Genomic DNA, 26,811 nt, shown 5'->3' with positions numbered 1-26,811 from the left:
CTTTTAATTTCTACATGTACGCTTTGCAGATATGTTGTTAATAAAAATATTGTGTGTGTTGGACCGCCGTGTAGGGAAAAGAATTTTACGTAAAATGAAAGAATTCATTTTAGAAGAAAATACATTAGTTCAGGATTTTTATAAATTACGTTGTGACGCAGAAAATATACATAATAGTGAATAAACAAAACAGAGCTTTCATAAAATAGGGAGTTCTGTTTTTACGCTTAATATCAATATTAAAATTTGATGGAGCCTTTTGTTTAGATGAATTTAGTATGTGAATTCGAGTTGTTTGTCTCAAAAAACAATTTCCTCAGAGAGCGTTTGTCTGCACATTAAATGCATGTATTTAGCTTGTTTCTTACTTTATCTAAAAAGTATGAAATAATGAATTTTATCCAAAAAAGAAAAATTAGTAGACTAAATTAAAGGTACGCTTAGAGGGCGCAAAATCTATTTTGGCTTCAAGTCGGAGAAAAATTTTAGTGACTAGAACTAGAATAGGAAAAAAGAGACTACCCTATAAGATATTGTATGGATAGAAAAGGACATTACTTTTGTAGATAACGTCCTTTTACATAGCTAATTATTCTTTTTCAACTACTGTAAAGTATTGGACGTTTCTTTTAACAATGACCAACTCATTTGATAAATCCAATATTTTACTTTTATCTTCAAACCTATACTGTATGTAGTTCTTTGCACGAATAAGTGATTTAGCTTCAACTAAATGACTTATTTCACCGTTAATTAGATGAAATGTTACTTCATACTTTTTCATAAGAAAACACCTCCATAGTATCAATTTTTACTATTACTTCATTTCTGATACTATTTCTTTTGACTGATGATTAAAAAGTTAGTTGTGTTTTGTTAGGGCAAACGGAACAAAAATCATATAACAGAAACAAATTTTAATTGTCACAGGGCACTAAGTTAGGTATATAGCTATTGGTATTTAGTATATTTTAGATAGAAACAGTACTTATAGCTGTGTTACAATATTCCTGTTATGTAGAGTGAAATTCATTTTATAGTTCTATTTCGTTTTAACTTACTTATTAAAAATTCCATATTATGAGTGGAAATTAGTTTACATAGGAAGGTTTCTAAAGTTGATTTAGAAATGAAATGGAGAGGTATCTGTGGAAAGAAACGAATTTAGAAGACAAAAAGCACTTCGGTCAAAAGAGAAGAGAAAGAAAAAGCTTAGTCAACATAATGCCTTAAACTTATCCCTAATCTTTATATCAATATGCATTGTTTGTCTGCTAATCAACCTATCATTGAGATAGAAAAATGTTCACCAAAAAGAGTATGTACAAGAGAGGAAGACAATTTAATATGAGTAATCAACAAGCAGTAGCCGAAAGCTCTAATATCAAAGTGCTGCCGATTATAACGTCGTTTCTTATTGCTGGATTTATCGGTTTATTTAGTGAAACAGCTTTAAATATGGCGTTAAAAGAGCTAATTTCTGGCTTTGGCATTCACGAAACAACCGCACAGTGGCTGACAACAGGGTATCTGTTAACGTTAGGAATTTTGGTGCCTATTTCAGGTTTTATTCTTCAGCGGTTTACGACCAGACAGCTTTTTATAGCATCTCTAATTTGCTCCATTATTGGAACATTTATTGCGGCTATTGCACCAACATTTGGGGTACTCATGATTGCCCGTGTCGTGCAGGCCGTTGGAACTGCTTTACTTTTACCGCTTATGTTTAACACGATTCTTGTTATTATCCCGCCGCATAAACGTGGAAAATCAATGGGGATTATCGGTCTTGTTATTATGTTTGCGCCAGCTGTTGGACCAACTGTATCAGGCTTAATCTTAAAAACATTAACATGGCACTGGATTTTCTGGATTTCACTTCCGCTGTTATTTGTTGCCTTAGTGTTTGGAGCTTTCTTTATGCAGAACGTTACCACACCAACGAAGCCAAAAATCGATATGATTTCTGTTGTTCTTTCAACAATCGGTTTTGGCGGAATCGTGTTTGGATTTAGCAGCGCCGGAGAAGGCGGGGGCTGGGGAAGTCTACAGGTTATTCTAACTCTTGTGATTGGAACTATTGCGTTAGTTGCGTTTTCTATTCGTCAAACGAAGATGGAAGAGCCAATGTTAGATCTTAAAGCCTTTAAGTATCCGATGTTTACAATCGGTCTTCTGCTAATTCTAGTTTGTATGATGGTACTATTGTCTGCGATGATGATTTTACCCCTATACTTACAAACATCACTAGCTTTATCAACCTTTGCTGCGGGCCTAATGCTTCTTCCTGGAGGAGTGATTAACGGAATTCTTTCACCGGTTATGGGCGGGTTATTTGACCGTTTTGGCCCTAAATGGTTAGTTATCCCTGGACTTGTGATTGTAGCAGGCACCATGTATGGTTTCTCAACTGTAACGCTAGAAACATCAACAGGATTTATCGTTGCTCTGCACATTGCGCTTATGATCGCCATTTCGATGATTATGATGCCAGCTCAAACAAATGGCTTAAACCAGCTTCCACCTGAGCTGTATCCGCATGGAACGGCGATTATGAACACCTTACAGCAGGTTTCTGGCGCAATTGGAACAGCGGTTGGAATTTCCATTCTGTCATCGGGTTCAAGAAGCTTCCTTGAGACGGTATCAAATAAAATGGATCCATTAAACCAGGTTCTTGCCTTCACCAACGGTGTTCAGCATGCGTTCGTCTTTGCGATCATTGTTTCCATTGTTGGATTGGTTATCTCGTTCTTTATCAAGAGAGTCAATGTGGAACAAAAAGCACATTAATAAAAAACACAGACCATTGGATGGTCTGTGTTTTTTTTGTAATAGGCGGACACTATAAGAAGAACTAGATAAAGTACATTGAGGTGAGTTCATTTATGATATCAAGAAAACACTTAGGATTTAACCTATCTATAATAGCGATTCCGTGGTTATCGTTGTTATTTATAGGAAAACGCAGCATGAGACGTTATTCGTTAGCAGGGATTTTTATTATTATCTTTGAAATTATTAATCATTTGTATGGGCATCAGAGGAAGTGGTGGAGATTTTATGATAAAAAAGATTCGTTTATAAAAGATGAACTTCCTTTTAGTATTGGACCTTATATGCCACTTTCAATGTGGCTGCTTAAATCTTCGTATGGAAACTTTAAGAAGTTTTTATTACTGAATATTGTAGTTGATGGAATCTTTGCTTTTTACTTCATTGATGTTCTTAAAAGGTTGAAAATTGTAGGTCTAAACCGATTAAATCATTTTCAATTTTTTATCTACCTTCATTACAAAGCATATTTGTTATATGGAGTGCAGTATTTATTTGAAAAGGCGAAAAAATTTAGTTAATTTAACGACTTAAGTGGGTAGACACCTTTTTTTAATTTCGCGGATATAGACATCTCCTTATTATTCAAGCAATTGAACATGAATTTGATGTCCAAATTGTTGAGATCAAATTGACAAACGGAGATACTGTATCAGTCATGATTGATTAGTGATTTGCTTATGTTATATTTCAATCTTTAATGTAATTTAAAGTTAAATATATAGAAGAGAGCTGTTTTGAAGAATCAGCTCTCTCTTTTTTATGTTCCCATAAATCATTTATATAGATAGTATTCCAAATAATACAGCCACAAACGTCATAACTAACGCTGTTCCAATGGCATACTTGGCAGCAAAGCGAATATGGTCACCTATATCAATGCCAAGGAGTCCTACTAAGACATAAATAGAACCTTGAAGTGGACTTAATAGATGCAAGGGTTGCCCTAGTAAAGAAGCTTGACCAATTTCTAGTGGAGGGATGCCAAAGTGAGCAGCCGTTTCAGACATAATAGGAATAATCCCGAAATAGAAGGGAGCATTTGCCATAAAAAATGTGAATGGCATACTTATAAGGGCGACAATTACTGTTAATTTTGGGCCAAGAGCATCAGGAATAACTGCTATTAAAGTATCTGCCATAGCTTTAACAATACCCGTTCCATCTATAATTCCAGTAAATATACCTGCAGCAAATATCATGGAAACCACCGTTAATATATTCCCTGCATGAGCATGCAGACGTTCCTTTTGATCTTGTAAATTTGGGTAATTAACAATCATCACGATAGCAAATCCAATCATAAACAAAGCTGGTAATGGTAAGAACCCTAGAACTAAAGCAGTAAGAAGTAAAAGTGTTAAAACTAAGTTAAACCAAAATAATTTTGGACGCTTTATTGATGCATCCATTCCTACATCAAGAGCTGCAGCAATTTCATTATTAAATTCTGTATCTATATTGATAACTCCAAGTCTTTTACGCTCGCGTCGTCCAAGGAAATAAGAAACCCCTAAAATCCAGATAGTTCCTGCAATCATAGAAGGAATAAGTGGTAATAGCAAGTCTGTTACATCTGCTTTTACAGCCGCCGTAGCTTGTACAGCAGGACCACCCCAGGGAGTCAAATTCATAACACCCATTGCTAATGCAGGAATACAGGCTAGAATAAGTTTATTCATACCTAATCGATTGTATAGCGGGAGAAATGCAGTTACTACAATTAGATATGTAATGGTACCGTCACCATCTAAAGCAACTATTAAAGAAAGTACTGCAGTACCCATTACAATTTTTAGAGGATCACCGCCAACCATCTTTATAATCTTCGCTACTAAAGGATCAAATAATCCTGTATCAATTAACACCCCAAAATAGAGAATGGCAAAGATAATCATAATTGCTGTCGGAGCAATGGTTTCAAGACCCTTCATCATCATTGGCCCTAAATCAGTGAAGCCGCCCAATAAAGCAAAAACAATAGGAACCACTGTTAATGCACTAAAGGCAGACAAGCGCTTACTCATGATTAAATACATAAATACTACAATCATCGAAAAACCTAAAAATGTTAACATATTATACCCCCTCTAGAACTTTCTTTCATTTTCCCTCTTGTTTATCTTTAATGTCATACTTTTTCAATTCTCATGAAACTATCTAACTATCATTCTTTATTGTAAAGCTGCTTTTCACAATCATTCATTAGTAAAAAACAATTGGCTTTTTTTACATATTATTGGTTTAAAATCTGTTATCAGAACAAATGTAAGGGTTTACAAAAAATCTATCGTGAATTCCCCCCTTAAGCCCACTGTATATATAGAATCATTAATAGATTATTTTCTATTCTCGTGTTTCTTTAACTAATCACTCCTTTACTAAAATCTTTTGTTGATGATTGCTTAGAACCAAAGGTAGTGCTCTCATCATTTGCGTGTTAACAAGCAAAATACAAGTGTTAGGATTAATAAACTTATAGTCACTTTGTAATCTTAGTAGGGGAGCAGTCAGATATCTCCGGATGATATCTAAAAATGATTTTACAGAACTAACTATATTCATTATTACAACCCTTCGTTTAAAGTAATAATTATTACTTTTCATTTAATTGTTGTAATAATTGTGACTATTTAAAAGTATACTATCATGGCTTCTAATGAAAAGTAAACGTTTTTTTATAGAAATGAAAAGTGAAAGGGAAGTATTAGACTTAATTAAAAAAATAAAAAAGTGGTAAAAACATAAAAAAGTGGTAAAAACATAAAATATCGAATTATTTTATACATTCGATATTTCATGCTTTTACCACATTCGTAAATTTAATCAGTGTAATGATAATTAATTTTTGTAAGGACTGAATTGATTTTATCGAGACGATCCTTTGTCTTTTCTGGATAATTTATAGCTATCGCACTTACAAGATAATCTGCCACAAGTAGCGACGCTATAGGTGAATTATGAAAAGCGATACTACTCGAGCTACAAGTCAGTACTAAATCTGAGTACTTAACTAAAGGAGAAGAATAACTGTCGGTAATTGAAATGACCTTGGCATCGTTACTTTTGGCAGCTGTTACAAACTCAACAGTTCTTCTAGCGTACCTTGGAAAGGAGGTTGCAATAACTAAATCTTTAGAAGTTAAAGTAATTCCTTTATCCACCCAATCACTTAAGTCAGAGACAATTAGCTCACAGTTTCCGAGTAGTCGATTAAGCCCAAAAGATAGATGCTGTGCCACGGGTAAACCACTTCTAACGCTTGTACAAAATATTCGGTCTGCAGAGACAATCATTTCTAACGCTTTATTTAGGCTCTCTGTAGAAATCATTTCTACTGTTGATTGAATGTTATTGAATTGACTTTCTGCACAGCGCATCCACAAATCACTCTCATCTAAGCCCTTCAAATTTGTTTCTAATCTGATTTGAGGAGCAGCATTGTTACGTAAAAGCTCCTGAAGTCCTTTTTGAAATTCTGCATATCCAGAATAGCCTAGACTAAAAGCTAATCTCATTATCGTGGTCGTACTAGTTTTTACTGTCAAAGCCAATTGATCAACTGTTAAAAAAGCTACATCGACAGGATTTTTAAGGATATAGTCTGCTACTCTCCGTTGAGTTTCTGTTAGTTGTGAGATATTATCTTTTAATTTTAATATTGGATTTTCCATACCTTCGCTCCAATTAAACAGATTATATTGTAAATTTTATTTTTTTAAGCATATAAAAAGTATTTATCACAATACTTACTTGAATTTTAGCATGTTTACTTTTTTATGTAAAAATGTTTCTTCTAAGTAATAAAGCTTAGGATATGTTTTTCCTGTGCTTTATTTACAAAAATAGATTTACTTTATTAGGTACCGATGATAAGATACATTTAAGATTATAGTAATAAATATTACTTAAATAAAAAATGTAGTAATTTTTATTACTTTGTTATTTTTTACGATGTTTTTCTATCTTTTTCAAAAATGCAGCAAATAAACTGTAGATATTCTGCGAATAGGGGGGCAATATCTAATTTTATCAATTTAATTTTGTAAGCGTTATCCTGAGTAGAGCATTGATTAGAATATATCAAAATCGAAGAGGAGTGTATATCAGTGAGTAATTTAGCACCAGTATTATCTGAAGACATTATTAAGAGAGCAAACCTTCTTAATACAACTCTTATATCTGATGCAATGGGGTGTACAGGCTCAATGGATTATAAAATTAAGCCTGTATCTACAGGAATGAAGGTAGTTGGAACCGCTCTAACTGTAAGTTTAAGACCTGGAGATAACTTATTTCTTCATCAGGCAATCTATGATGGTACAGAAGGATATGTACTAGTTGTAGATGGAAAGGGGCATACGTCAAATGCTTACCTTGGAGAGTTAATGGCAGCTGCAGCTAAAGCTATTGGACTTGAGGGGATTATTATAGATGGGGCAGTTCGGGACAAAGAGACCCTTAGTCAATCAGGATTTCCTATTTTCTCAAAAGGATTTATTCCGAATGGTCCTCTTAAAGATGGCCCAGGTGAGTTACATAAACCTATTTCTTGTGGAGGCGTAGCCGTTATTCCAGGAGATCTAATTATAGGTGATGATGACGGAGTTGTTGTAGTTCCAAAAGAAAAGATTGAAGAGGTTCTTTTTAAAGCGGAAAAAAAACTAGAGTATGAGAAAACACGTTTAGAAACGATTGAAGCATTTGAAAGAGCACGTCTGCAAGGTGAATCTGGAGGTAACATTCAGCCTTCATGGTTAAGAGAACAGATGAAAGCATATGGATTATAAACAGAAGGGAGAGCTTTAAAGTGAAATTAGGTTTTATTGGATTTGGAGAGGCGGCCTTTGAGTTATCAGTTGGCTTAAAAGGCGAAGGTTTAGAAACCATTTTTGCTCATGATGTTATGATAGACCATCCTACATATGGTCCACAAATTAAAGAACGAGCTGCTCAAGCTCAAGTAGAACTTCTTTATAGACCCGAAGAAGTTTTAAAACAAGTAGATATAGTAATAGTAGCAGTACCCGCAGATAAAGCACTTGAAGTTAGTGAGATGCTAAAACCATTCATAAAGAAAGAATGTATCTACGTAGATGTATCAGCTTCCACTCCTATCGTGAAGCAAAAAATTAACATAAATATACAAGAGAAGAATGCATTCTTTGTAGATGCCGCAATGCTAGGTCCCCTGCCAGTTTATAAACATAAGGTTCCTATTTCAGCAAGTGGTAATGGTGTAGATCGACTGTTTTCCTTAATGACTCCGTACAGTATGGACATAACTAAAGTAAGTGAAAAACCTGGTGATGCCTCTGCTGTAAAGCTAATTCGCAGTATTTATATGAAAGGTGTAGTTGCTCTTTATCTAGAGTTATTAGAAGCTTCTCATGAATTTAATGTAGAACAATTAGTCCTAGATTCTATTAGTGAAACTTTAGATAGTAAGAGCTTTAGAGAAACAATGAATCGATTGGTAACTGGAACCTCTATACATGCATTAAGAAGATCAATTGAGTTAGACGGCTCTATTCAAATGCTAGAGGCTTCTAATTTAAATTCTGTTATGTCTAAAGCAGCAAAAAGTAAATTAGAAACATTAGCTTCATTTAATTTAAAAGAAAAGTTTAAAGGACAAAAGCCAGATCATTGGTTGGATGTTATCAAAGCATGTAAAGAAGATGCTACTGTAAACAATTAAATAAACTAATCTATTATATCAATAATAAGAGACGGGGAGATTTACTTGGGAACATGGAATTTTCAAAGCGGTTCTATTTGGTTAGAAAAGGGGTTTATTCCAAATAAGTCTACAAGTATAGCAGCTACTCATAAGAATTCCAGAGATATTCATTTATCAGAATCAAATTTAATTGTAACAGCCCTAGGAGATTTTTAATGTGGGTGGTTACTGTAATCAATGCTTATTCAAGAGAAAATAATATTATCATGTTTGAATTTAGCACAGAAAGGGAGGCAAGAGAAACTTTCGTGAAATTACAAAACCATAAAATTTTTTCTGAAATTATCTGTTGTTATAATCCAGCTTCTACTTTAGCTGTTAACTGAGTTCTTTTAGGTTTAGGAAATCCGCTTAAAAAAGATAGTAAAGAAGGCCAAGTAAGATGAGTGAACACGCAAATATAGTAATTCTCCAGAGCTTGACAATAAAAGAGATGTAAACGTTATGTTTAAAAATAAGATAGTGTTGGTAGCCAACGGCCCAGGAATTAGAAAGGCTGCTTCCTATGATCAAACTTGTGGAAATTAAAAAATATCTCATATGACACTTATATAAAAGATAATTGCAGGTAAGGAATTATAAAAGAGGTTACAGGAAGAACTGTAACCTCAATTCAAACAACTAGAATTATATGTGTGTGAATTCTTATATAAGTGATTTTGCATTTCTCCCTAAAATATAAAAGCTACGTTAGAAATCCTCTTTTATTAAGTAGCGCCTCAGTTGATCTTATTTCTTTCTTTTGAATCCAAAACTCGCGATACAGGCTATTACTAACGAAATAACCCCAGCAACACTAATCTTTAGGTAAGAAATTCCCAAAGTCCAAGGACCATATTTATGGGAGTTCAAATGGTACATAGACCATCATTCTCCACCTTGGCCTTTAGAAAAAGAGAAGATGATCCATAGAAGGAACAAGAACAGAAACCACATAAAAAAGATGATGATATTAGCCATTTTCTTATTTATTTTTTAACCCTTCTCAAGAGGTTTTAATAATTCTTTAGTTATTGCTTTAAACTGATTTTAAAACGTTCATTAAATGAAAAGTTTACTTTTTTGATTGCCATTATCTTTTATAAGTAATGTTATAAAGAATAGAGGGTAAATCATCAAATACAAATTAAAAGCCCACCATGTGAGATCGAAATCTTTAATAAATGCCCAATACGCAATAGCTTGTATTCCTGAGCAAAATGTTAGCACTAGAGAAATTAAGGCATAACTCTTCCATGATTCTCTATACAGCCTGTATAAATATAGGCTAAACAATCCAGTGAATGAAACAAGAATATCTAGAGGGAAGAACGACCAGTTCCAAGCTATGACTATGGGGTTATCATAATCTTTGAATGCTATAGCTTTGGGTATCAATTCAAAGTAAGTAACAATCCAATAGATAATAAATCCGATATCTGTAACAAGAAAAAAAGGTTTTAAATATTTCATCTTTTTACCTCGTGTGTTCTTCTAAAGTGGATTTACTAATGTGAGCTTCTTTTTCATTGGTCATATTTAATGTTACTACGCCGATAATAATGAGAGCTATAGCAACAATCTTTAGTAGGCTTACACTTTCATCAAAGTACATAAATCCAATTAGCGTAATAAGTATAATCCCCATACCTGACCAAATAGCATAGGCAATTGAAACTTCTAAGCTTTTTAACGTTAATGTCAAAAAACACAAACTACAAATATAAAAGAATATGAGCAACACACTTGGTATAACTTTAGTAAAACCTTCTGATAATTTCATGGATGTAGTACCAGCCACTTCAAAAAGAATAGCTAAACATAGATAGATCCAATGCAAATCTTTTCGCCACCTTATTTTCTTATAGAAATGCCATTCAAAAGAATATCAATAACAGATTTTAATATTTCACTCATTGTTAAGTTAGATTTTAGAGAGAAGCTTGGCTGATAAATTTGATTGATTGCACCCAGGTATAGCTCTATAAATAGTTGTGAATTAATTTCACGTAGAACGCCTGTTTCTATTCCTTCTTCCATCAGTTTTACCACAAGATCCCACTCTTGCTTTAAAAAGTCATCTATCTCAACCCATTGATTATAGTGAAGCCGTTTTAAATCTGCTAATACGCGAATGTCCATTGTACTAAACTCTTCAGGAACACATATAAGGATTTGGGTAATCTTTTCAAGTAAACTTAGCCTTTCATCGTGGAAGATTTCTTCTTCTTTGTTCTTGATCTGTAGGATAAGATTTTCAACTATCGAGTCAATGATGTCGTCTTTGGAGCTAAAATGTTGGTACATGGTTCGTTTGCTAGTTCCTAAGTTCTTAGCTAAATCGCTAATAGTAAAAGAAAGTCCTTTTTGTTGAATTAAAAAAATTGCTTCATTTGTAATACGCTCTTTCATAAAAACCCCCCTCTTTGGTACCAGGAATAATTTTGTAGTACCGAACGTATTTTACAACATATTATTCCATAAATAAACATATTTTTATCTTTTTTACTTTTTTTAGATTAGAAGTATTCGAGATCCCATTGCTTGTGCTTTAAAAGAGTCAATTAATATTATTTAAACGAGAATTTATATTTTTAATTTATTCGTTAAAATTATTTAATTTTATTGTTTTTAACATTGAACATTTGTTATATAATCAAATTAACTAAAAGAAGGGGATTTGATTATGGCTTATAAAGTACTTACAAATTGTCCTGTCTGCAGTGAAACGTTAAAAATCACAAAGCTGCAGTGCAGACATTGTCACACGACGATTGAAAATGAGTTTGAATTATCTAAGCTGGCATCCTTATCAAGTGATCAGCTTCATTTTGTAGAAGTGTTTTTAACATGCAGAGGAAATATCAAAGAAGTGGAAAAGGAACTGGGAGTTTCGTATCCAACCGTCCGAGGCAAGCTTACTGACATCATTTCATCTCTTGGATATCTAGAAAAGAAGAAAAATGAAGTAGACGAGAAGAAAGTTGTGTCTATGCTAGAAAATGGTGAAATTACAGCAGAAGAAGCCATCAAGCTCTTAAAAGAAGAATAGGGGGGATTTTTGTGAAAGAGGAAATTACAAAAGTGTTAACAATGGTTCAAGAAGGCAAAATTGATGCAGAAAAGGGATCAGAACTGATACAAGTATTAAAGGAAAAAGAAGAAACAGGAAATAAGCTTTTGAAGAAACCGAATGCGTATCTAGATAAAATGTTGAAAATTCGAGTTGTGTCAACTGAAAACGATAATGTAAAGGTTAATTTGCCGATCAAGCTTGTCAAGCTGGTATTAATGGCGGGACACAGCATCGCAGCAAGTATTCCTCAATCAGAAAAATATGTAAAAGATATAGATATAAACCTGATTGTTGAAGCAATCGAAAACGAGTTAGATGGCCAAATTGTTGATATTAAATCGGCGAACGGAGATACCGTTTCAGTCATCATTGAATAATGGTTTGCTTATGATTCATGTAAAAGTGAAAACAAAAGATGTTCGATTTAGCATTCCAGTTCCATATGCTCTTTTAAACATTGCTATTAGCGTTGCTTTTTCAAAATTTATACAGAAGCATGCGGATAAATGGACAAAAGAACATTTTAAAAGAAAAGGGCTGAATTTCACTTTTCCGATAATAGATAAAAGCATGCTAAAGCCTATTGTTAAGGAACTGAAGAAACATAAGGGAATGATACTAGTAGATGTCAAAGCTACTGACGGTACGGAGGTAAGAGTTAAACTATGATGTAGCTTTGCAAAGTGCCTACCCGCGTGTAAAAATAAAACCTTATTCGTCTAAATAGATGTAAAAAAGGCTGAAAAAAGAGATCATACAGTTTGCTATCGTGCTGTATGATCTCTTTTTTTTCTCTGCTTTTTTCCTTTTCTTATCTAACCTATATCCGGAGTGTGCCCCCAAATATGGCAACAAACATAGCAATCCATATTCCTATGGACACTGACATCGTATTAAAACGCCCCTTTGCTACTTGATATTATTAAGTATTTCTTTTTATTAAGCAGCTCCGTAGTTGATTTTATCTTTTTTTGAAATCCAAAACTCACTATATAAGCTATTACTAACAAAGTAACAGAATACTAATTTTTACGTAAAAAGCTTTAAAGCCCAGGGACTATATCTATGCGAATTCAACTGGGAGATAGACCACGATCGCCCACTTTTACCTTTAGAAAAAGGGGGGATAAGACATNCGGCTGAAGGGATCGGTCTTGAAAACCGACAGGGGTGTTAAAGCCCGCGGGGGTTCGAATCCCTCTTCCTCCGCCATACTATTGTCTATTCAAAGCTTCTTTTGAGAAAAAGAAGCTTTTTTTATGTTTAAAAGAATAGCGAATGGGAATTAGGTAAATATAAATCATGGATTAGGAACTTTTTATTTGAAACAGTAGGGTAAATTTGCTAATCTAAACGTATATGGTGCTTTTGCGCCAAAATGCTTACATATTTTGAAGGAGGAATTATTCATGGCTTACAAATTACCAGAACTACCTTATGCATACGATGCACTGGAACCACATATCGACAAAGAAACAATGAATATTCACCACACAAAACATCACAACACATATGTTACAAATCTAAACGCTGCTGTTGAAGGCAAAGCGGATTTAGAAAGCAAAAGTATTGAAGAGTTAATTTCAAACTTAGATGCTGTTCCTGAAGATATCCGTACAGCAGTACGCAATAACGGTGGCGGTCATGCGAACCACTCATTATTTTGGACAATCCTTTGCCCTAACGGCGGCGGTGCTCCAACTGGTGAATTAGCAGACGCTATCGCTAGCAAATTCGGCAGCTTTGATCAATTCAAAGAAGAATTTGCAAATGCAGCTAAAACTCGCTTCGGTTCTGGCTGGGCTTGGTTAGTTGTAAACAACGGCGAATTAGAAGTAACAAGCACACCAAACCAAGATAGCCCATTAATGGAAGGCAAAACGCCAATTCTTGGTCTAGACGTTTGGGAGCACGCTTACTACTTAAATTACCAAAACCGCCGTCCAGATTACATTTCAGCATTCTTTAATGTTGTAAAATGGGACGAAGTTGCTAAGCGTTACGACGCTGCAAAATAAGCTAAAGACGTATTTAAGAGCCAGTAAAGTAATTATTACCTTTACTGGCTTTTTTGTTTTCCAATTCTTTTACATATCTCCTTTTCTTTTTCACACACTAGGTGTAGAAGAGAAAAGGAGTTTTTTGATATGCCTTTATTAAAAAAAGTAGTTGGAGATGTAGAAGTTAGTAAAGATTTACTTTTGCTTTTAATTATAGGCGGTCTTTATGCCTTGGCTATTTCAATTTCCAATTCGTTTGTTAACATTTATCTGTGGAAACAATCAGGCGAATTTTCGGATCTTGCTATTTATAATTTAGCGGTAGTGGTGCTTCAGCCGCTTACGTTTATTTTAGCAGGTAAATGGGCCAAACGAATTGACCGGGTTGTGGTTTTAAGGTTAGGTGTATCTTTTTTAGCTGTTTTTTATATCGCTGTATTAGTCAGTGGAGCTAACGCAGCCCAGTATTTAGTATTGCTTGGTGGACTGCTGGGTATAGGATACGGCTTTTATTGGCTAGCTTTTAATGTGCTAACTTTTGAAATTACAGAACCTGATACAAGAGACTTTTTTAACGGATTTTTAGGGATCTTAAACTCTTTTGCAGGGATGATTGGTCCTTTAGGAGCTGGCTTTGTTATTTCCGCTTTGTATGAATCACTTGGGTATAAAATTGTGTTTGGTGTATCGCTGCTATTGTTTATCGGTGCCGTTGTACTTAGTTTTTTTATTACAAGACGCGCAGCGGAAGGAGTATACAAATTTAAAGAAGTATGGGCTGAACGAAAAGTCAATAAAGACTGGAATCGAATATTGCAGGCTCATTTCTTTCAAGGGTTGCGTGAAGGTACGTTCATTTTTGTTGTATCCGTCATGGTATTTATTACGACGGGAAGTGAATTAGCTTTAGGAACATATGGACTGGTGAATTCAGCGGTTGCATTTGTAGGATACTATGTTGCCTCAAGGTTTATTAAGCAAAAAAATCGCCTTCGGTTTATCTTCACAGGGGGCCTCCTTCTCTATGGAGCGGTCTTTTTGCTTATCTTTAACTTATCGTATCCAAAGTTAATTATATATGCTGTTTGTATTGCCGTTGCCTATCCTATTTTATTGGTTCCATTCATTTCTCTAACGTACGATGTGATTGGACGAGCAAAAGACGTTGTTTCAAAAAGAATTGAATACATTGTTGTCAGAGAAGTATTTCTGAATATCGGGCGCGTCGTTTCCATATCTTTATTTTTAATAGCTGTACTGTTTTTTGATGAAGCAAAAAGTATTCCCATTTTATTAGCTATTGTTGGAGCAGGGCATACGATCATTTATTTTTGTGTAAGACATATCTCACAGCCTCTGCACAAAAAAGAAACCACTGTTACTCCTCCGGTATTAAATGAAGGAGACGGAGAGTCTCCAGCTTAGAGTGTTGTCAGCTCCTTCATTTGCACTATGGAAAATGCTTCGCTTTTCTTTTAGAATAAATACGTTGTGTAAATAGGCACCTGCCAGGTGTCTATTTATTTGCTAAATGGCTGATTTTATGGTGTTATGGTATATATGTTTTATAAAGTGTAGGTGTTGGTATGAAAAAGAAAAAAAGAAGAAAAAGTCACGTGCCTTTTCGTGTGAACTTACTTTTCTTGACCGTATTTGTCCTATTTTCCGTATTAATTTTGCGGTTGGGACTTGTTCAAATTGTATACGGTGAGAATTACGAACGAGAAGTCGAAAAAACACAGGACGTTACGGTCAGTACGCCTGTTCCTCGAGGGAAAATGTACGATCGTTATAACCGCGTAATTGTAGATAATACCTCTTTAAATACGATTACATATACTCGTTTTCAAGGAAATACAGCTGAAGAAAGGCTGCGCATCGCTAAAAAGTTATCCACTATGATCGATGTTCCTTACACCACAAATGTGATTGATATTCCGGAAAATAAAAAGAATAAAGATGCTAAAAATGTGGTAAAAATTACAGAACGCGATATGAAGGATTATTGGATTATGCTTCACCCTAAAGAAGCGGAACAGAAAATTACGCAAGCTGATCGCAAAAAAGTTCAAGATGGTGAAATGACTGATGACGAACTGTATCAACGTCAGTTAGACCGCATCTCTAAAAAAGATTTAGAAAGTCTAAAGAGTGATTTAGAAGTTCTCGCTATTAAGCGCCAAATGGAGGCAGGTTACTCTAACACCCCGCAAATTGTTAAGAGCGGTGTGACAAATGAAGAGTATGCCGTTGTAAGTGAGCACTTAGATGAACTTCCAGGTGTTGATACAACAACGTATTGGGATCGCTCATACCCAGAAAACAGTACTCTTCGTACTTTGCTTGGAAATGTATCATCTGCCAACGAAGGGCTGCCTAAAGATAAAGTACAGTATTACTTGTCAAGAGGCTATAGCCGAAATGACCAAGTTGGGACGAGCTATTTAGAGAAGCAATACGAAGCTCAGCTCAGCGGTCAAAAAGAAAAAGTCCAATATGTAACAGATAAAAAAGGAAATCTCCTTGATACAATTCAAGTGTCTAAAGGTGAACGCGGCAGTGATTTGGTTTTAACTATTGATATGGAGCTTCAAAAAGCGGTAGAAAAACAAATTACGGACCAGCTTTTAGCCAAAAAGCAAATGAAAGGAACGCAATTTTTAGACCGTGCTTTTGTTATTATGATGGATCCTCACACAGGAGAAATTTTAACAATGGCAGGTAAAAAATACACCATTGATAAGAAGACTGGAGCGCCTAAAATAGAAGATTTTGCATTGGGGAATATTTCAACATCTTATACAATGGGCTCTGTTGTAAAAGGAGCAACGGTTTTAGCCGGCTTAGATTCAGGAGCTATTAAGCCAAACACAGTGTTCGTTGATGAACCGTTAAAAATTAAAGGAACACCGGTTAAAAAATCAGCTGAGGCTGAAGGGTTAGGACCCTTAACGTATTCATCTGCGTTAAAATATTCATCCAACGTATTTATGTTTAAAACGGTAATGGCTATGGCTGGGTTACAGTATCATAAAAACATGACTTTACCGATTAAACCTGATACATTCAGCGAACTGCGTTCTTACTACAGTCAGTTCGGCTTAGGCGTATCAACAGGTATAGACCTTGATAACGAATCAACAGGTGTCCAAGGTGGAAGCGATGTTCCAGGAACGGCGCTTGATTTAGGCATTGGTCAGTATGATACGTACACGCCGCTGCAGCTTGTTCAATATACTTCTGCAATAGCTAATGGAGGGTATCGCATTAAGCCGCAGCTAGTAAAAGAAATCCGAAAACCAACGATTAAAACCGATGAAATTGGCGTTACGCAGCATTCATTTGAGCCTGATGTGTTAAATCGTATCACGATGAAAGAAGAATACATTAAAGATGTTCAAAGTGGCTTTAAGCGCGTTACGCAAGAACAAGGCGGTACAGGGTATGCAGCTTTCCATACAGCGAACTATAATCCTGCTGGTAAATCAGGAACGGCACAAGCCTATGAGAAAAACCCTAGCGGAGGGGACCCTATTAAAGTTAATAATTCAAACTTTGTGGCCTTTGCTCCGGCAGATAATCCTGAAATTGCAGTAGCTGTGGTGGTACCATCGGCATTTGTGCCAAGTGCACCAAATACCATTACAAAAGAGCTTGCTCGTTCTGCGCTCGATACGTATTTTGATTTAAAGAAAAAAGGTGAACAAGAAGTAAAAGATCAAGAAGAGAACCAACAGGCTGTCATTGCAAACGACGCCAATTAAAGAGGCTGGGACAAAAGCATATTAGTTGAAGTAAGATCCGAACAAAGTTGATTAAGAATCAACTTTGTTCGGATTTTTTATTTATAGGATGAAAGTAGATTTCGTGTATGTAGGTGCTTTTGGCGGTTGATTGGAGGGCAAGGTGAAGACTTCTGCAGGAAAAGCGAAGCGATGAGGAGACTCACTGGCCGCCCGTGAAACGAAAATCAACAGCGGTATCGGAAGTAATTCATACTGGCTTATTAATCCAATCCACCCATCTTTAGATTGAATTAATTTAGTTATGTCTCTACCTCTTCTTTTTTGTTAGAAATCTTTACATATATGGTTTTTTATTGAATTTAAGGGTCGTAAGAACTAGTTTTTTACCTAAAAAACACGCAGATAGACCTTCGTTTACAAAAGCTTTACATTGAGTTAAAACACAATTAATAGTCGGCTATTATTCTGTAAGTGTAAGGGTTAATAGAAATGATCAAAATAAGGGGAAGCGTTTCGGCTTCTCGTATTTATTTACACTGATAGTAAACAATAGATATTAAATAGACATAGAGAGACTTTTATTGTGCTCAAAACGGTTAAAGACGATGAAGGAGGATTATCCAATGGCAATAACAATGGAATTGACTAACAAAGAAAAAGTAGATACTCCGCAAACAAAAGAAATTGTATATAAAACAAAAGGTTTGAATTTATGGTATGGCAACACACATGCCTTAAAAAATATTGATTTAGACATTCATGCTAACGAAGTTACCGCGATTATCGGTCCATCAGGCTGTGGAAAATCAACATATATTAAAACGTTAAATCGTATGGTAGAAATGACTCCAATTGTCCGTACATCAGGTGAGATTGAGTATAGAGGGAAAAATATTTTTGATAAATCGTACCACGTGGAAGAGCTGCGCACGCAAGTAGGAATGGTTTTCCAAAAGCCAAATCCGTTCCCGAAATCTATTTATGATAATATTGCGTACGGTCCAAGAATTCATGGTGTTCGCAACAAGAAAAAACTAGATGAAATTGTTGAAAAAAGTTTACGAGGAGCAGCTATTTGGGACGAAGTTAAAGATCGTTTGAATCAAAATGCAAATGGGTTGTCAGGTGGACAACAGCAGCGTATCTGTATTGCGCGATGCTTGGCAATTGAACCTGACGTTATTTTAATGGATGAGCCTACTTCTGCGCTTGATCCAATTTCAACATTAAAAGTAGAAGAGTTAGTACAAGAATTAAAGAAAGACTTCAGCATTATTATTGTTACCCATAATATGCAGCAAGCGGCACGTATTTCAGATAAAACAGCATTTTTCTTAAATGGAGAAGTGGTAGAGTACGCAGAAACAGATAAAATCTTCTCAATGCCATCTGATAAACGCACAGAAGATTATATTACAGGTCGTTTTGGTTAAGACATACAAGGAGATGGGATGAGTGGTTGTACGCGAAAAGTTTCATGGTGATTTAAAGATATTACGTGAAAAATTATTAGAAATAGGGCGCTTAACGCATGAGGCGCTATCAAAATCAATTGAAGCGCTGCAAACAAGCAACGTTGAGCTGGCGCTAGAAATTATCGACGGCGATTCATACGTGGATGACTTAGAAGAAGAAATTAATGACCTAGCTATCTTACTGATCGCAAAGCAGCAGCCGGTGGCTATCGATTTAAGACGTATCATTGTGGCAATTAAAATTGCTTCGGATGTTGAGCGTATGGCAGATTTTGCGGTTAACGTAGCAAAATCAGCTATACGAATTGGAAACGAAGAATTAATTAAGCCGTTAGAACACGTAAAGAAAATGCACGATATTTCGATTGAAATGTTGAGCCTTTCGTTAAAAGCTTATCACGAGGAAGATCTTGTGCTGGCTAAAAAAGTAGCGGAAATGGACGATCAAGTGGATGAGCTCTACGGAATAACAATCAAAGAACTTTTAAGTCTTGCTAAAGAAAAGCAGGAGGCTATGAACCAAATTACGCAGCTTTTATTTGTAGCCCGCTATTTAGAGCGTATGGCTGATCATACCACTAACGTAGCAGAAAGCGTATTTTACCTTGTAAAAGGCAAACGCTACGACTTAAACGAATAGTAGAAAAACCTCTTCTAATAAGCGAAGAGGTTTTTTTGTTAGTAAATTATAATTACTATGTTAACCTGAATTTTTAACACAAATCGACAAATTGCGTTTATTGTGGCAACTTTTTCTGAATGGTAAGATGTTAATAAGTTTATACGGCATTTATATGTAGAAAAAACATTCTAAGAAACGAAGTGATAAAACAGTGGCTGCTAATCTTATTCAAAACTTAAATGTGTGTATAGCTACTCAGCTTGACTCATCTCGTATTTATGTTCACTGGTCGTTTTCTGATCATATTCGAGAGATGGTAGAAAGTATGTTTTCGACACGGTGGGAAGAATTGAATCTAGCTATGTGTACGTATGATATAACAGGTCTTCATTTTAACGGCCATGAATCAAACCGCTATTATATGAAGGGTCTTACTCCTAAGCAAGACTTCATGTTTATGAACAGCTTGGAAAGTGAGCGCACGTATGTAATAGATATTGGTATTCAAGATAAAGAAGGAAGTTTTTTTTCCCTTCTTCGTTCGAATCCAGTTTATTTGATGAAAGAAAAATATGAACAAGTGAATGTAACTTCGTTAGGCTGGATGTACGAACCTGTAAAAGTTCACCAGGGTGTTCAAAATGAATTTAGCACATATTCCTTATATTCAAATGACTTGGAGCAGGTGAAGAAGCAATATGAATAGTGATGACTGTATTCTTTTAACTTATATGCATTGTCCGTTGCTACATGTACTTCAAACAGAGAGTGAGTATCTGCTGTTTGAACAAGTAACGAACGAGTTCATCCCTTTTTTAGATCAAATTGAGTCTAAGAAATTGATAGGTGCAACAGCTGTGATGTCTTGTGTGTTTTTGAACGCATTAAACAACGAGGAGTTTAATACTCGTTACGCTCAATATTTACACCAGTTTTCAAGCCGGCAGCATCAGAGAGCACTCACCTTTTTAAAAAAGTGGAACGGGAGCTTGTTCTCAGCCTGCAAATATTTTTTTCAGCATGACATGATGGAGTGTATTCCTACTACCGTAACGAACGCGTTCGTTTCCACCCTTAAAACCGAACAAACATTAAATCTCCAAATTACAGAAGCAATACGTGTTTTTCAACAGTTTTTTGAAAAAAAGCCCGTCGGTTTTTTTATACAGCAAGGAGAGTATACTCATCAAGTAGATATGCTCCTAAAATCTCATGAAATGCGCTATACCTTTGTGAAGTCATCAACAGATGAACTAAAAAAGTCGCCTGCTGGCATTATCTTGTTTCCATATCCTAAGCAAGGAAAACAAGTTGAGGAAGGAACAATCAATAAAGCGAGCGTTTTTTTGGATTTGAAGGCTAAGGACACGCTTGGCTTTCAGCGAATGCAAGCAGCAAGCGGTATATTTCAATATCCTTTAGATTACGCGAGGGATATAGAGTTTCATCAAAACGAAACTCTTGCACTCTACGATGCAACAAAAAGCGCTGAATTTGTCAGTGAGAACAATCAATTGTTTATTTCAACCGTACAGAAGTCAGAGGCGATGCTAGATGTTATCGATTCTAAACATCCTAGCGTGGTGAATGCTATCTACCGACAGTGGCTCCTTTTAAGTAGCAGCGATTGGCTTTATAATTTTGAAAAAGTCAAAGGTGAATACGAAAGGCAAGTAAAACTATTTGATTTTCTTTGTCACGAAGAGAACCCAAGGATGGATAGCGAAAACAGTTTTCTTTCAGGAAGTTCTTTTTTATCCCCTGCAAAAGAGATAGAGCCGGCGGCTTTATCAGTAAATCAATATAAAGGCGGTCTCTCCATTTTAATGCTTGCATGGGAATTCCCTCCTCTAGTTATCGGAGGACTTGCACGACATGTATTTGATTTATCCAGAGCGTTAGCAAAGGCGGGCCATCACGTTAGTGTATTAACAACTTATGTAGAGGGGCTGCCGGAATATGAGCGTTTATACGGTGTTCACGTTTACCGAGTTAAAAGCCTGCAGCCTCATCACCCGGATTTTTTGACATGGGTAAACAGTTTGAACGTGGCTATGGCTCTTAGAGGACTGCAGTTAGGCTACAAGCTGTCTTTTGACGTTATTCATGCTCATGACTGGCTTGTTGCCTCCGCTGCAAAATGTTTAGCAGATAAAACGGATAGACCGCTAATTACGACCATTCATGCGACAGAACATGGGCGCAATAATGGTATTCATAATGACATGCAGCAAAAAATTCACTTGCAAGAAGAGGAGCTGATTCGACAATCAAGCTCAATCATTGTCTGCAGCGACTATATGAAGAAGGAATTAATCACTTTATTTCAAGTAGAGCAAGATAAAATTGCTATATTTCCAAATGGAATTGACAAGCAGCTGGTAGTCGACGCAGTAAATGAGCGGTTAAAAGAAAGTTTACAAAAGAAATATAATTTTAGAAAGGCCCCTATTATTTTTTCAATTGGACGAATTGTATATGAAAAAGGCTTTCAGCTATTTATTGAAGCAGCGGAACTATTTAAGAAAAAACAAATAGATGTTCAATTCGTTGTAGCAGGAAAAGGGCCTTTACTTCATGAGTTTCGAACACAGGTAAGTGAAAAGCAACTAGAAAAATACGTGTATTTTATTGGATACATTACCGATAACGAACGAAATCAGCTTCTTCAAGCTTGCAAAATGGTTGTTTTTCCAAGTTTATATGAACCTTTTGGAATTGTGGCTTTAGAGGGGATGGTAGCCAAGAAGCCAACTATCGTTGCCGATACAGGAGGTCTAAGCGATATTGTTTCACATTTCGACACGGGCCTGACGTTTGCCCGAGGAGATACGTTCGAATTAATCAACTGTATTGAATTTTTGTTAAAAAATGAAAAAACGGCTGCAAAAATCAGCGAAAATGGGTATAGAAAAGCAACAACTATGTTTAGCTGGGAAAAAATCGCTATTGATACAAGTAAGCTGTTTCAACATCAAATTTGCCAGGATAAAAAAAGAAGGGAGGCAAAAAATTGAAAGCCATTATACTTGCTGGCGGTAAAGGAACAAGACTGCAGCCCTTGACCTATACGATTCCAAAGCCTATGCTGCCGCTTTACGATAAACCTGTGATGGAATATAGCATTGAACTGCTTAAGAAACATGGAATTACAGAGATTGGGATTACGCTGCAGTATAGGCATGAACAAATTATTGAATACTTCGGGGATGGCTCTCAGTGGGGAGTGACGCTTACTTATTTTATCGAAAAAGAGCCTCTTGGAACAGCGGGCGGAATTAAGCGAGCAGAGGCCTTTATTGAGGAAGACTGTATTATTATTAGTGGAGATGCCTTAACAGAAATTAATCTTCAAGACGTTATTCATTTTCATTATGAACAAAAAAGCGAAATGACCATTGTTACAAAAGAAGTAAACGACGTGCGGGGTTATGGAGTGGTGACAATAGATGAAGGGCATCGAGTCACGGGATTTGTAGAGAAACCGACCTACGAACAGGCCAATAGCCGATTGATTAATACGGGAGTGTATGTGATCAAAAAATCCGTTCTTGATTACGTGAATTCTTATGGTCCTACAGATTTTAGCTTTGACATTATCCCGCTTCTTTTGGAATATAATCATACTGTGTGCAGTTTTGTAACGGAAGATTATTGGATTGATATTGGGCAAATCCACCATTATCGTCAAGCACACTATGATTTGTGGAGGAAGTGGTTTGGCAATAGACAGGAAAGTATTGTCTCAGATGACGCGCTTATAGAAGAAGGGGTGACTATTTACGATCCGGTTTACGTAGGAGAAAATGTGGTGATTAGAAAAGGTGCTTCAATTGGTCCTTACACGATTATCGGAACCAATAGTATCATAGAAGCACATGCTGCAATCGATAAAACAATTTTGCTCCAAAACGTAACGGTGGGGGCAGAATCGTTTTTATACAACGCTACGATAGGTCCCTATGTAAATGTTCAAGCAATGACTACGTATGTCCAAGATACAGTAGCTGAAAATCAAGTACTACCTCAACTTTCTGTAAAACCAGATGTTTCTATCTTCAAAAACGGTCGCCTGTATGTACATTCATCTGTTGATCGAGCAAGACTGTACAATGCGTTATTGCTTGTATGCAAACACCAAGGGTCGTTCTGTCTAGCAAGCGATGATGAAGGAGAAGCCATTCAACTTCGCAAAGAATGCTTTTCTTTTTTACGGAGTAATCATTCAGCTGTGTATGATATTAAAAAAGAAGCTCTTCCGGTATTTCGATATTACATGATGACTTCACAAGCGAGCATTGGTATTTATATTGGTGTGGATAGCAAAAACAGCGGCCTCTTTTTAGAAATATATGACAAGAAAGGGCAATTAGTTAATCAGCTTATTGAAAAAAAGATTGAGCGGATGTACCTTCAAGCTAAACAAGCAAACATAACAACTTCTGTTTCACTTAGAGAAACAAGCATAGGAAATATCAGGGAAGAATATTGTGATGCTTTAGTAAAATCAATTAATCAGCATGTTTTATTGGAAGACAGTACGCGGATTGGCGTGATTTGTTCGCCGTTTATACAGGAAGTTATCGAACTATTATGTAAGCGTCTTCGTGTCCGTGTTTTATTTTTAAACAAATGGGAGAAAACAGAAGAAATCAAACGAATAATTAAACGAAATAAGCTGTCTTTTTGTATTCAGATTAAAGAAGATGGAGAAACATTTGCTCTATATGATGAAAAAGGCTGCAGCGTAAATGACTCAGAAATTATGTCGCTTTATATTTATAGCGTATACATGACAAAAAAAGTAGCATTCGTTCCTATTCCTATACACTATTCATCCACACTAGAAACATTTGCTCAATCTCTCAATCAATCATTTATGAGGACAAAAGCAAAAAAACGTGATTTACTTAGTCTTTTGGGGCCCGTTCAATTTCAGTTAGATGCCATGTACGCTTTATGTCAGCTGATCGAATTAATTATGGTGCAACAGCGGAAAATTTCTGAAATGATTCAATATGTTCCCCACGCTTATATGAACTGGCGGTATATTTCATGTCCGCTAGAAATTCAAGAACAAGTGATGAAGAAACTATTAGAAGAAGCAATCGGTAAACAAGTGTATGTCATTGATGGCTTAAAGATTTACCATGATCCCCATGAATGGACGCTTATTTTGCCCGATGGTCACTTGCCTGTATTAAATATTTATTCAGAGGCGTTAAACACTCAGACTGCCAAGAAGCTGTCGGCATATTTTGTAGAAAAAATACAAGAGTATCAAAGAGTGTAAATAATGGCTTTTATTTAAAAGAAAGGAAGTACGCCTCTCATAAAAAGAGTTCCGCTTATTTCAAGAAACTTCATCTATATGTAAGGCGTAGCAGAGAAGGAGCTCAGGGATCTAAGAGGAAAGAAAAAGTGAAGAAATGAAATTAAATGACTTTCTTCAAAAAAACAGACTGGCATTTCCTTTCGAAAAATGATATTATATTAAAGTCTGATTTATGTTTATAATGTTTGGAGGGAAAATAGATGCGCGTAAACGTTACATTAGCTTGCACTGAAACTGGTGACCGTAATTACATTACAACTAAAAACAAGCGTAATAACCCAGATCGTCTTGAGTTAAAAAAATACAGCCCAAGACTTAAAAAAGTTACACTTCATCGTGAAACAAAGTAAGCAGTAGGAGTACAATCCTGCTGTTTTTTTTATAGGGGGAATTAAAATGAAATCTCATCTGCGCAAAGAGATGAAGCGGGTTCTTAATTTAATTTCTGAAGAGCAGCACGAGGCACATTCAACAAGCATAGCAAATGCACTGTATGAAACTTGTTTATGGAAAGAAGCTAGAGTCATTGCAGCTACGGTTTCAAGAAATAAAGAAGTTAATACGAAAGCCATCATTGAACGTGCTTGGAAAGATGGAAAGAAAGTAGCTGTTCCAAAATGCAACCCCACAACATCTCAAATGGTTTTCTACGAGATTACGAATTTTTCACAGCTTGAAACAGTGTACTACGGGTTAGCGGAGCCAATTGTTGAAGAAACTGTTCCCGTTTCAAAATCTTCAATTGATTTACTCCTTGTGCCTGGCGTGGTATATAGCAAAAATGGATATCGTATCGGCTATGGAGGCGGCTATTATGATCGTTATCTAACAGATTATAGCGGACAGAAGCTAAGCCTTGCGTTTGATTGTCAAGTCGTTTCAGAGGTCCCATATGAATCTCATGATATTCCCGTGGAATATATTTTGACAGAGAAGGAGCTTATTTGCTGTGAATCCGTTTGATGCTGTCATGATAATTGTAATATTACTCATGGCAGGAGCAGGCTACATAGCAAAAGCACTGACAGTATCGGGAGCCTGCATGTCTTTTATCGTAGGAGCGAGCGTTTATATCGGTTTTTCGCTTCAAGGTTTTTTACTCTTACTCTTATTTTTTAGCACTTCTACGTTGTGTAGTAAGTACAAAAAAGAAAAAAAACGTGCATTAGAAGAAAAGCTAGAGAAGCACGACAGGCGAGATTATATTCAAGTCCTTGCTAATGGAGGTGTAGCTGCTGCTTGCGGTTTGTTATATGCTGCAACAGCTTTTCCTGTTTACATGTGGATGTTTATGATCAGTATCTCAGCTGCTAATGCGGATACGTGGGCATCTGAAATAGGGTCTCTTAGTAAGAAGCCGCCGTTTTACCTTTGGACATTAAAGAGAGTAGAAGCGGGTACCTCAGGAGCCGTTTCACTTTTAGGTACAGCAGCCGGAGCAGCCGGAGCTTTTCTTATTGCTGCCGCTTGTTATTTTGCTTTTCCATCCGTATCGCTGAGTAGTATATTGCTAGTCGGGTGCTTTGGTTTTATTGGAAACGCTATAGACACTCTTCTTGGAGCAAGTGTGCAAGTTCGCTTTCGCTGTCAAAGCTGCGGTATTGAAACGGAACGGAAAGATCATTGCCGTAAGCCAACGATAAAAGAGAAAGGAATAACTTTCTTTAACAATGATGTTGTAAATCTTGCCGCTATTTTGCTTGCTGCTTTTACAGGCGGAATCCTTATCCTGCTTTTACCTATATAAGAGCATAAAATGTTCGTCATAGGAGCAAAGTAAACGTAAGGAGGCTTGAAAATGAGACATATTGTATTAGTACTTACGCTTTTAGTTGTTGGAACGCTGGGCTATCAAATGAGATACCGTGTTTTAAATTCGCTGTTTGGAAATTCATTTATCCGTAGTCTAGCTGTTCGTTCATTTTTTAATTTGCCGTTTGTTCGGGATCGTTTAATGAAGCAGGTCTTCCGCTAAGAGCGAAAGATACATAAAAAAACAC

The 26,811-nt window shown here is 36.0% G+C and carries 26 protein-coding genes, 1 tRNA gene and 1 pseudogene; 22 read left to right on the top strand and 6 right to left on the bottom strand.

Annotated elements, in window-relative coordinates:
- Window positions 1-34: 34 nt before the first annotated feature.
- Window positions 35-184, top strand: a pseudogene (locus tag ACFX4W_RS30715) (SF0329 family protein); the annotation flags it as partial.
- Between the two features lie 405 nt (window positions 185-589).
- Here ACFX4W_RS30715 and ACFX4W_RS12075 read toward each other — a convergent pair.
- Window positions 590-784: a hypothetical protein gene (locus ACFX4W_RS12075; RefSeq protein ID WP_043978207.1), complete on the bottom strand. Its 195-nt coding sequence runs from the start codon at window positions 782-784 to the stop codon at window positions 590-592.
- Window positions 785-1,347: 563 nt separating this feature from the next.
- Between ACFX4W_RS12075 and ACFX4W_RS12070 the strand changes: the two genes are divergently transcribed.
- Together ACFX4W_RS12070 and ACFX4W_RS12065 are read left to right on the top strand one after the other, a co-directional pair.
- Window positions 1,348-2,793, top strand: coding sequence for a DHA2 family efflux MFS transporter permease subunit (locus tag ACFX4W_RS12070; protein WP_043978210.1), 1,446 nt, complete (start codon window positions 1,348-1,350; stop codon window positions 2,791-2,793).
- A 95-nt stretch (window positions 2,794-2,888) separates the two neighbouring features.
- A complete protein-coding gene (locus ACFX4W_RS12065) occupies window positions 2,889-3,356 on the top strand; it encodes a hypothetical protein (RefSeq protein WP_043978213.1) in 468 nt (155 codons plus the stop codon).
- A gap of 258 nt (window positions 3,357-3,614) precedes the next feature.
- Here ACFX4W_RS12065 and ACFX4W_RS12060 read toward each other — a convergent pair whose 3' ends face one another.
- The gene (locus tag ACFX4W_RS12060; protein ID WP_043978216.1) at window positions 3,615-4,913 is read right to left on the bottom strand and encodes a CitMHS family transporter; all 1,299 of its coding nucleotides are present in this window, start codon (window positions 4,911-4,913) and stop codon (window positions 3,615-3,617) included.
- A 744-nt stretch (window positions 4,914-5,657) separates the two neighbouring features.
- Entirely contained in the window at window positions 5,658-6,509 is an 852-nt protein-coding gene (locus ACFX4W_RS12055) for a MurR/RpiR family transcriptional regulator (RefSeq protein WP_043978222.1), read from the bottom strand.
- 435 nt (window positions 6,510-6,944) lie between these two features.
- On the opposite strand from ACFX4W_RS12055, the gene ACFX4W_RS12050 reads away from it, so the two are divergent.
- From ACFX4W_RS12050 to ACFX4W_RS12040, 3 genes are read left to right on the top strand one after another with little or no spacing between them, the layout of a single operon-like run.
- Window positions 6,945-7,625 carry an S-adenosylmethionine--2-demethylmenaquinone methyltransferase gene (locus ACFX4W_RS12050; RefSeq protein ID WP_043978224.1) on the top strand — a complete coding sequence of 227 codons (681 nt, stop codon included), beginning with the start codon at window positions 6,945-6,947 and terminating at the stop codon, window positions 7,623-7,625.
- 20 nt (window positions 7,626-7,645) lie between these two features.
- The gene (locus ACFX4W_RS12045; protein ID WP_043978227.1) at window positions 7,646-8,536 is read left to right on the top strand and encodes a prephenate dehydrogenase/arogenate dehydrogenase family protein; all 891 of its coding nucleotides are present in this window, start codon (window positions 7,646-7,648) and stop codon (window positions 8,534-8,536) included.
- A 45-nt stretch (window positions 8,537-8,581) separates the two neighbouring features.
- Window positions 8,582-8,734: a hypothetical protein gene (locus ACFX4W_RS12040; RefSeq protein WP_157842249.1), complete on the top strand. Its 153-nt coding sequence runs from the start codon at window positions 8,582-8,584 to the stop codon at window positions 8,732-8,734.
- Between the two features lie 885 nt (window positions 8,735-9,619).
- On the opposite strand, the gene ACFX4W_RS12035 is transcribed toward ACFX4W_RS12040, so the two are convergent.
- Genes ACFX4W_RS12035 through ACFX4W_RS12025 form a run of 3 tightly spaced genes read right to left on the bottom strand, consistent with a single transcriptional unit; the run spans window position 9,620 to window position 10,969 of the window.
- Entirely contained in the window at window positions 9,620-10,030 is a 411-nt protein-coding gene (locus ACFX4W_RS12035; RefSeq protein WP_043978230.1) for a DUF5360 family protein, read from the bottom strand.
- A gap of 4 nt (window positions 10,031-10,034) precedes the next feature.
- On the bottom strand, window positions 10,035-10,397 hold the full coding sequence (locus ACFX4W_RS12030) for a DMT family transporter (protein WP_043978233.1): 363 nt from the start codon (window positions 10,395-10,397) through the stop codon (window positions 10,035-10,037).
- 14 nt (window positions 10,398-10,411) lie between these two features.
- A complete protein-coding gene (locus ACFX4W_RS12025) occupies window positions 10,412-10,969 on the bottom strand; it encodes a TetR/AcrR family transcriptional regulator (protein WP_043978235.1) in 558 nt (185 codons plus the stop codon).
- A 274-nt stretch (window positions 10,970-11,243) separates the two neighbouring features.
- Between ACFX4W_RS12025 and ACFX4W_RS12020 the strand changes: the two genes are divergently transcribed.
- The 16 genes from ACFX4W_RS12020 (at window position 11,244) to ACFX4W_RS11945 (ending at window position 26,786) form a co-directional block, all read left to right on the top strand.
- The gene (locus tag ACFX4W_RS12020) at window positions 11,244-11,609 is read left to right on the top strand and encodes a DUF2089 domain-containing protein (protein WP_043978238.1); all 366 of its coding nucleotides are present in this window, start codon (window positions 11,244-11,246) and stop codon (window positions 11,607-11,609) included.
- Window positions 11,610-11,620: 11 nt separating this feature from the next.
- Window positions 11,621-12,010, top strand: coding sequence for an SHOCT-like domain-containing protein (locus ACFX4W_RS12015; RefSeq protein WP_043978240.1), 390 nt, complete (start codon window positions 11,621-11,623; stop codon window positions 12,008-12,010).
- 10 nt (window positions 12,011-12,020) lie between these two features.
- A complete protein-coding gene (locus ACFX4W_RS12010; protein WP_043978267.1) occupies window positions 12,021-12,302 on the top strand; it encodes a hypothetical protein in 282 nt (93 codons plus the stop codon).
- 451 nt (window positions 12,303-12,753) lie between these two features.
- A tRNA-OTHER gene (locus ACFX4W_RS12005) sits at window positions 12,754-12,845 on the top strand.
- 197 nt (window positions 12,846-13,042) lie between these two features.
- The gene (sodA, locus tag ACFX4W_RS12000; protein ID WP_013059198.1) at window positions 13,043-13,651 is read left to right on the top strand and encodes a superoxide dismutase SodA; all 609 of its coding nucleotides are present in this window, start codon (window positions 13,043-13,045) and stop codon (window positions 13,649-13,651) included.
- 129 nt (window positions 13,652-13,780) lie between these two features.
- The gene (locus ACFX4W_RS11995; protein ID WP_043976213.1) at window positions 13,781-15,058 is read left to right on the top strand and encodes an MFS transporter; all 1,278 of its coding nucleotides are present in this window, start codon (window positions 13,781-13,783) and stop codon (window positions 15,056-15,058) included.
- 161 nt (window positions 15,059-15,219) lie between these two features.
- Complete coding sequence (locus tag ACFX4W_RS11990; RefSeq protein WP_377559421.1) at window positions 15,220-17,397, top strand: peptidoglycan D,D-transpeptidase FtsI family protein; 2,178 nt, start codon at window positions 15,220-15,222, stop codon at window positions 17,395-17,397.
- Window positions 17,398-18,014: 617 nt separating this feature from the next.
- A complete protein-coding gene (pstB, locus tag ACFX4W_RS11985; protein WP_371264484.1) occupies window positions 18,015-18,812 on the top strand; it encodes a phosphate ABC transporter ATP-binding protein PstB in 798 nt (265 codons plus the stop codon).
- 22 nt (window positions 18,813-18,834) lie between these two features.
- Entirely contained in the window at window positions 18,835-19,494 is a 660-nt protein-coding gene (phoU, locus tag ACFX4W_RS11980) for a phosphate signaling complex protein PhoU (RefSeq protein WP_013059193.1), read from the top strand.
- Window positions 19,495-19,687: 193 nt separating this feature from the next.
- Window positions 19,688-20,182 carry a DUF4912 domain-containing protein gene (locus ACFX4W_RS11975; protein WP_043976217.1) on the top strand — a complete coding sequence of 165 codons (495 nt, stop codon included), beginning with the start codon at window positions 19,688-19,690 and terminating at the stop codon, window positions 20,180-20,182.
- On the top strand, window positions 20,175-22,493 hold the full coding sequence (locus ACFX4W_RS11970) for a glycosyltransferase (protein ID WP_377559420.1): 2,319 nt from the start codon (window positions 20,175-20,177) through the stop codon (window positions 22,491-22,493). Before ACFX4W_RS11975 ends, ACFX4W_RS11970 begins: the two co-directional genes overlap by 8 nt.
- Window positions 22,490-24,769: a sugar phosphate nucleotidyltransferase gene (locus ACFX4W_RS11965; protein WP_043976221.1), complete on the top strand. Its 2,280-nt coding sequence runs from the start codon at window positions 22,490-22,492 to the stop codon at window positions 24,767-24,769. Before ACFX4W_RS11970 ends, ACFX4W_RS11965 begins: the two co-directional genes overlap by 4 nt.
- A 242-nt stretch (window positions 24,770-25,011) precedes the next feature.
- Window positions 25,012-25,161 carry a 50S ribosomal protein L33 gene (rpmG, locus tag ACFX4W_RS11960; protein ID WP_013059189.1) on the top strand — a complete coding sequence of 50 codons (150 nt, stop codon included), beginning with the start codon at window positions 25,012-25,014 and terminating at the stop codon, window positions 25,159-25,161.
- A gap of 46 nt (window positions 25,162-25,207) precedes the next feature.
- Complete coding sequence (locus tag ACFX4W_RS11955; RefSeq protein ID WP_025750520.1) at window positions 25,208-25,774, top strand: 5-formyltetrahydrofolate cyclo-ligase; 567 nt, start codon at window positions 25,208-25,210, stop codon at window positions 25,772-25,774.
- Window positions 25,761-26,558: a DUF92 domain-containing protein gene (locus ACFX4W_RS11950; RefSeq protein ID WP_025750519.1), complete on the top strand. Its 798-nt coding sequence runs from the start codon at window positions 25,761-25,763 to the stop codon at window positions 26,556-26,558. Before ACFX4W_RS11955 ends, ACFX4W_RS11950 begins: the two co-directional genes overlap by 14 nt.
- Window positions 26,559-26,609: 51 nt before the next feature.
- Window positions 26,610-26,786, top strand: coding sequence for a hypothetical protein (locus ACFX4W_RS11945; protein ID WP_013059186.1), 177 nt, complete (start codon window positions 26,610-26,612; stop codon window positions 26,784-26,786).
- The last annotated feature ends 25 nt before the right edge of the window (window positions 26,787-26,811 follow it).

Source organism: Priestia sp. YIM B13489 (assembly GCF_042787645.1).
GTDB classification, from domain to species: Bacteria; Bacillota; Bacilli; order Bacillales; family Bacillaceae_H; genus Priestia; species Priestia megaterium.
This window is presented reverse-complemented; position numbering and strand designations above follow the sequence as displayed.

What these genes read in the sequence shown, in the direction of transcription:
- ACFX4W_RS11955 (WP_025750520.1), top strand. Translation starts at nt 25,208, where the DNA reads ATGAAATCTCATCTGCGCAAAGAGATGAAGCGGGTTCTTAATTTAATT.
- ACFX4W_RS12010 (WP_043978267.1), top strand. Translation starts at nt 12,021, where the DNA reads ATGATTCATGTAAAAGTGAAAACAAAAGATGTTCGATTTAGCATTCCA.
- sodA (WP_013059198.1), top strand. Translation starts at nt 13,043, where the DNA reads ATGGCTTACAAATTACCAGAACTACCTTATGCATACGATGCACTGGAA.
- ACFX4W_RS12025 (WP_043978235.1), bottom strand. Translation starts at nt 10,969, where the DNA reads ATGAAAGAGCGTATTACAAATGAAGCAATTTTTTTAATTCAACAAAAA.
- ACFX4W_RS12055 (WP_043978222.1), bottom strand. Translation starts at nt 6,509, where the DNA reads ATGGAAAATCCAATATTAAAATTAAAAGATAATATCTCACAACTAACA.
- ACFX4W_RS11995 (WP_043976213.1), top strand. Translation starts at nt 13,781, where the DNA reads ATGCCTTTATTAAAAAAAGTAGTTGGAGATGTAGAAGTTAGTAAAGAT.
- ACFX4W_RS12070 (WP_043978210.1), top strand. Translation starts at nt 1,348, where the DNA reads ATGAGTAATCAACAAGCAGTAGCCGAAAGCTCTAATATCAAAGTGCTG.
- ACFX4W_RS11970 (WP_377559420.1), top strand. Translation starts at nt 20,175, where the DNA reads ATGAATAGTGATGACTGTATTCTTTTAACTTATATGCATTGTCCGTTG.
- ACFX4W_RS12065 (WP_043978213.1), top strand. Translation starts at nt 2,889, where the DNA reads ATGATATCAAGAAAACACTTAGGATTTAACCTATCTATAATAGCGATT.
- ACFX4W_RS12060 (WP_043978216.1), bottom strand. Translation starts at nt 4,913, where the DNA reads ATGTTAACATTTTTAGGTTTTTCGATGATTGTAGTATTTATGTATTTA.
- rpmG (WP_013059189.1), top strand. Translation starts at nt 25,012, where the DNA reads ATGCGCGTAAACGTTACATTAGCTTGCACTGAAACTGGTGACCGTAAT.
- ACFX4W_RS12075 (WP_043978207.1), bottom strand. Translation starts at nt 784, where the DNA reads ATGAAAAAGTATGAAGTAACATTTCATCTAATTAACGGTGAAATAAGT.
- ACFX4W_RS12035 (WP_043978230.1), bottom strand. Translation starts at nt 10,030, where the DNA reads ATGAAATATTTAAAACCTTTTTTTCTTGTTACAGATATCGGATTTATT.
- pstB (WP_371264484.1), top strand. Translation starts at nt 18,015, where the DNA reads ATGGAATTGACTAACAAAGAAAAAGTAGATACTCCGCAAACAAAAGAA.
- ACFX4W_RS11990 (WP_377559421.1), top strand. Translation starts at nt 15,220, where the DNA reads ATGAAAAAGAAAAAAAGAAGAAAAAGTCACGTGCCTTTTCGTGTGAAC.
- ACFX4W_RS11945 (WP_013059186.1), top strand. Translation starts at nt 26,610, where the DNA reads ATGAGACATATTGTATTAGTACTTACGCTTTTAGTTGTTGGAACGCTG.
- ACFX4W_RS12020 (WP_043978238.1), top strand. Translation starts at nt 11,244, where the DNA reads ATGGCTTATAAAGTACTTACAAATTGTCCTGTCTGCAGTGAAACGTTA.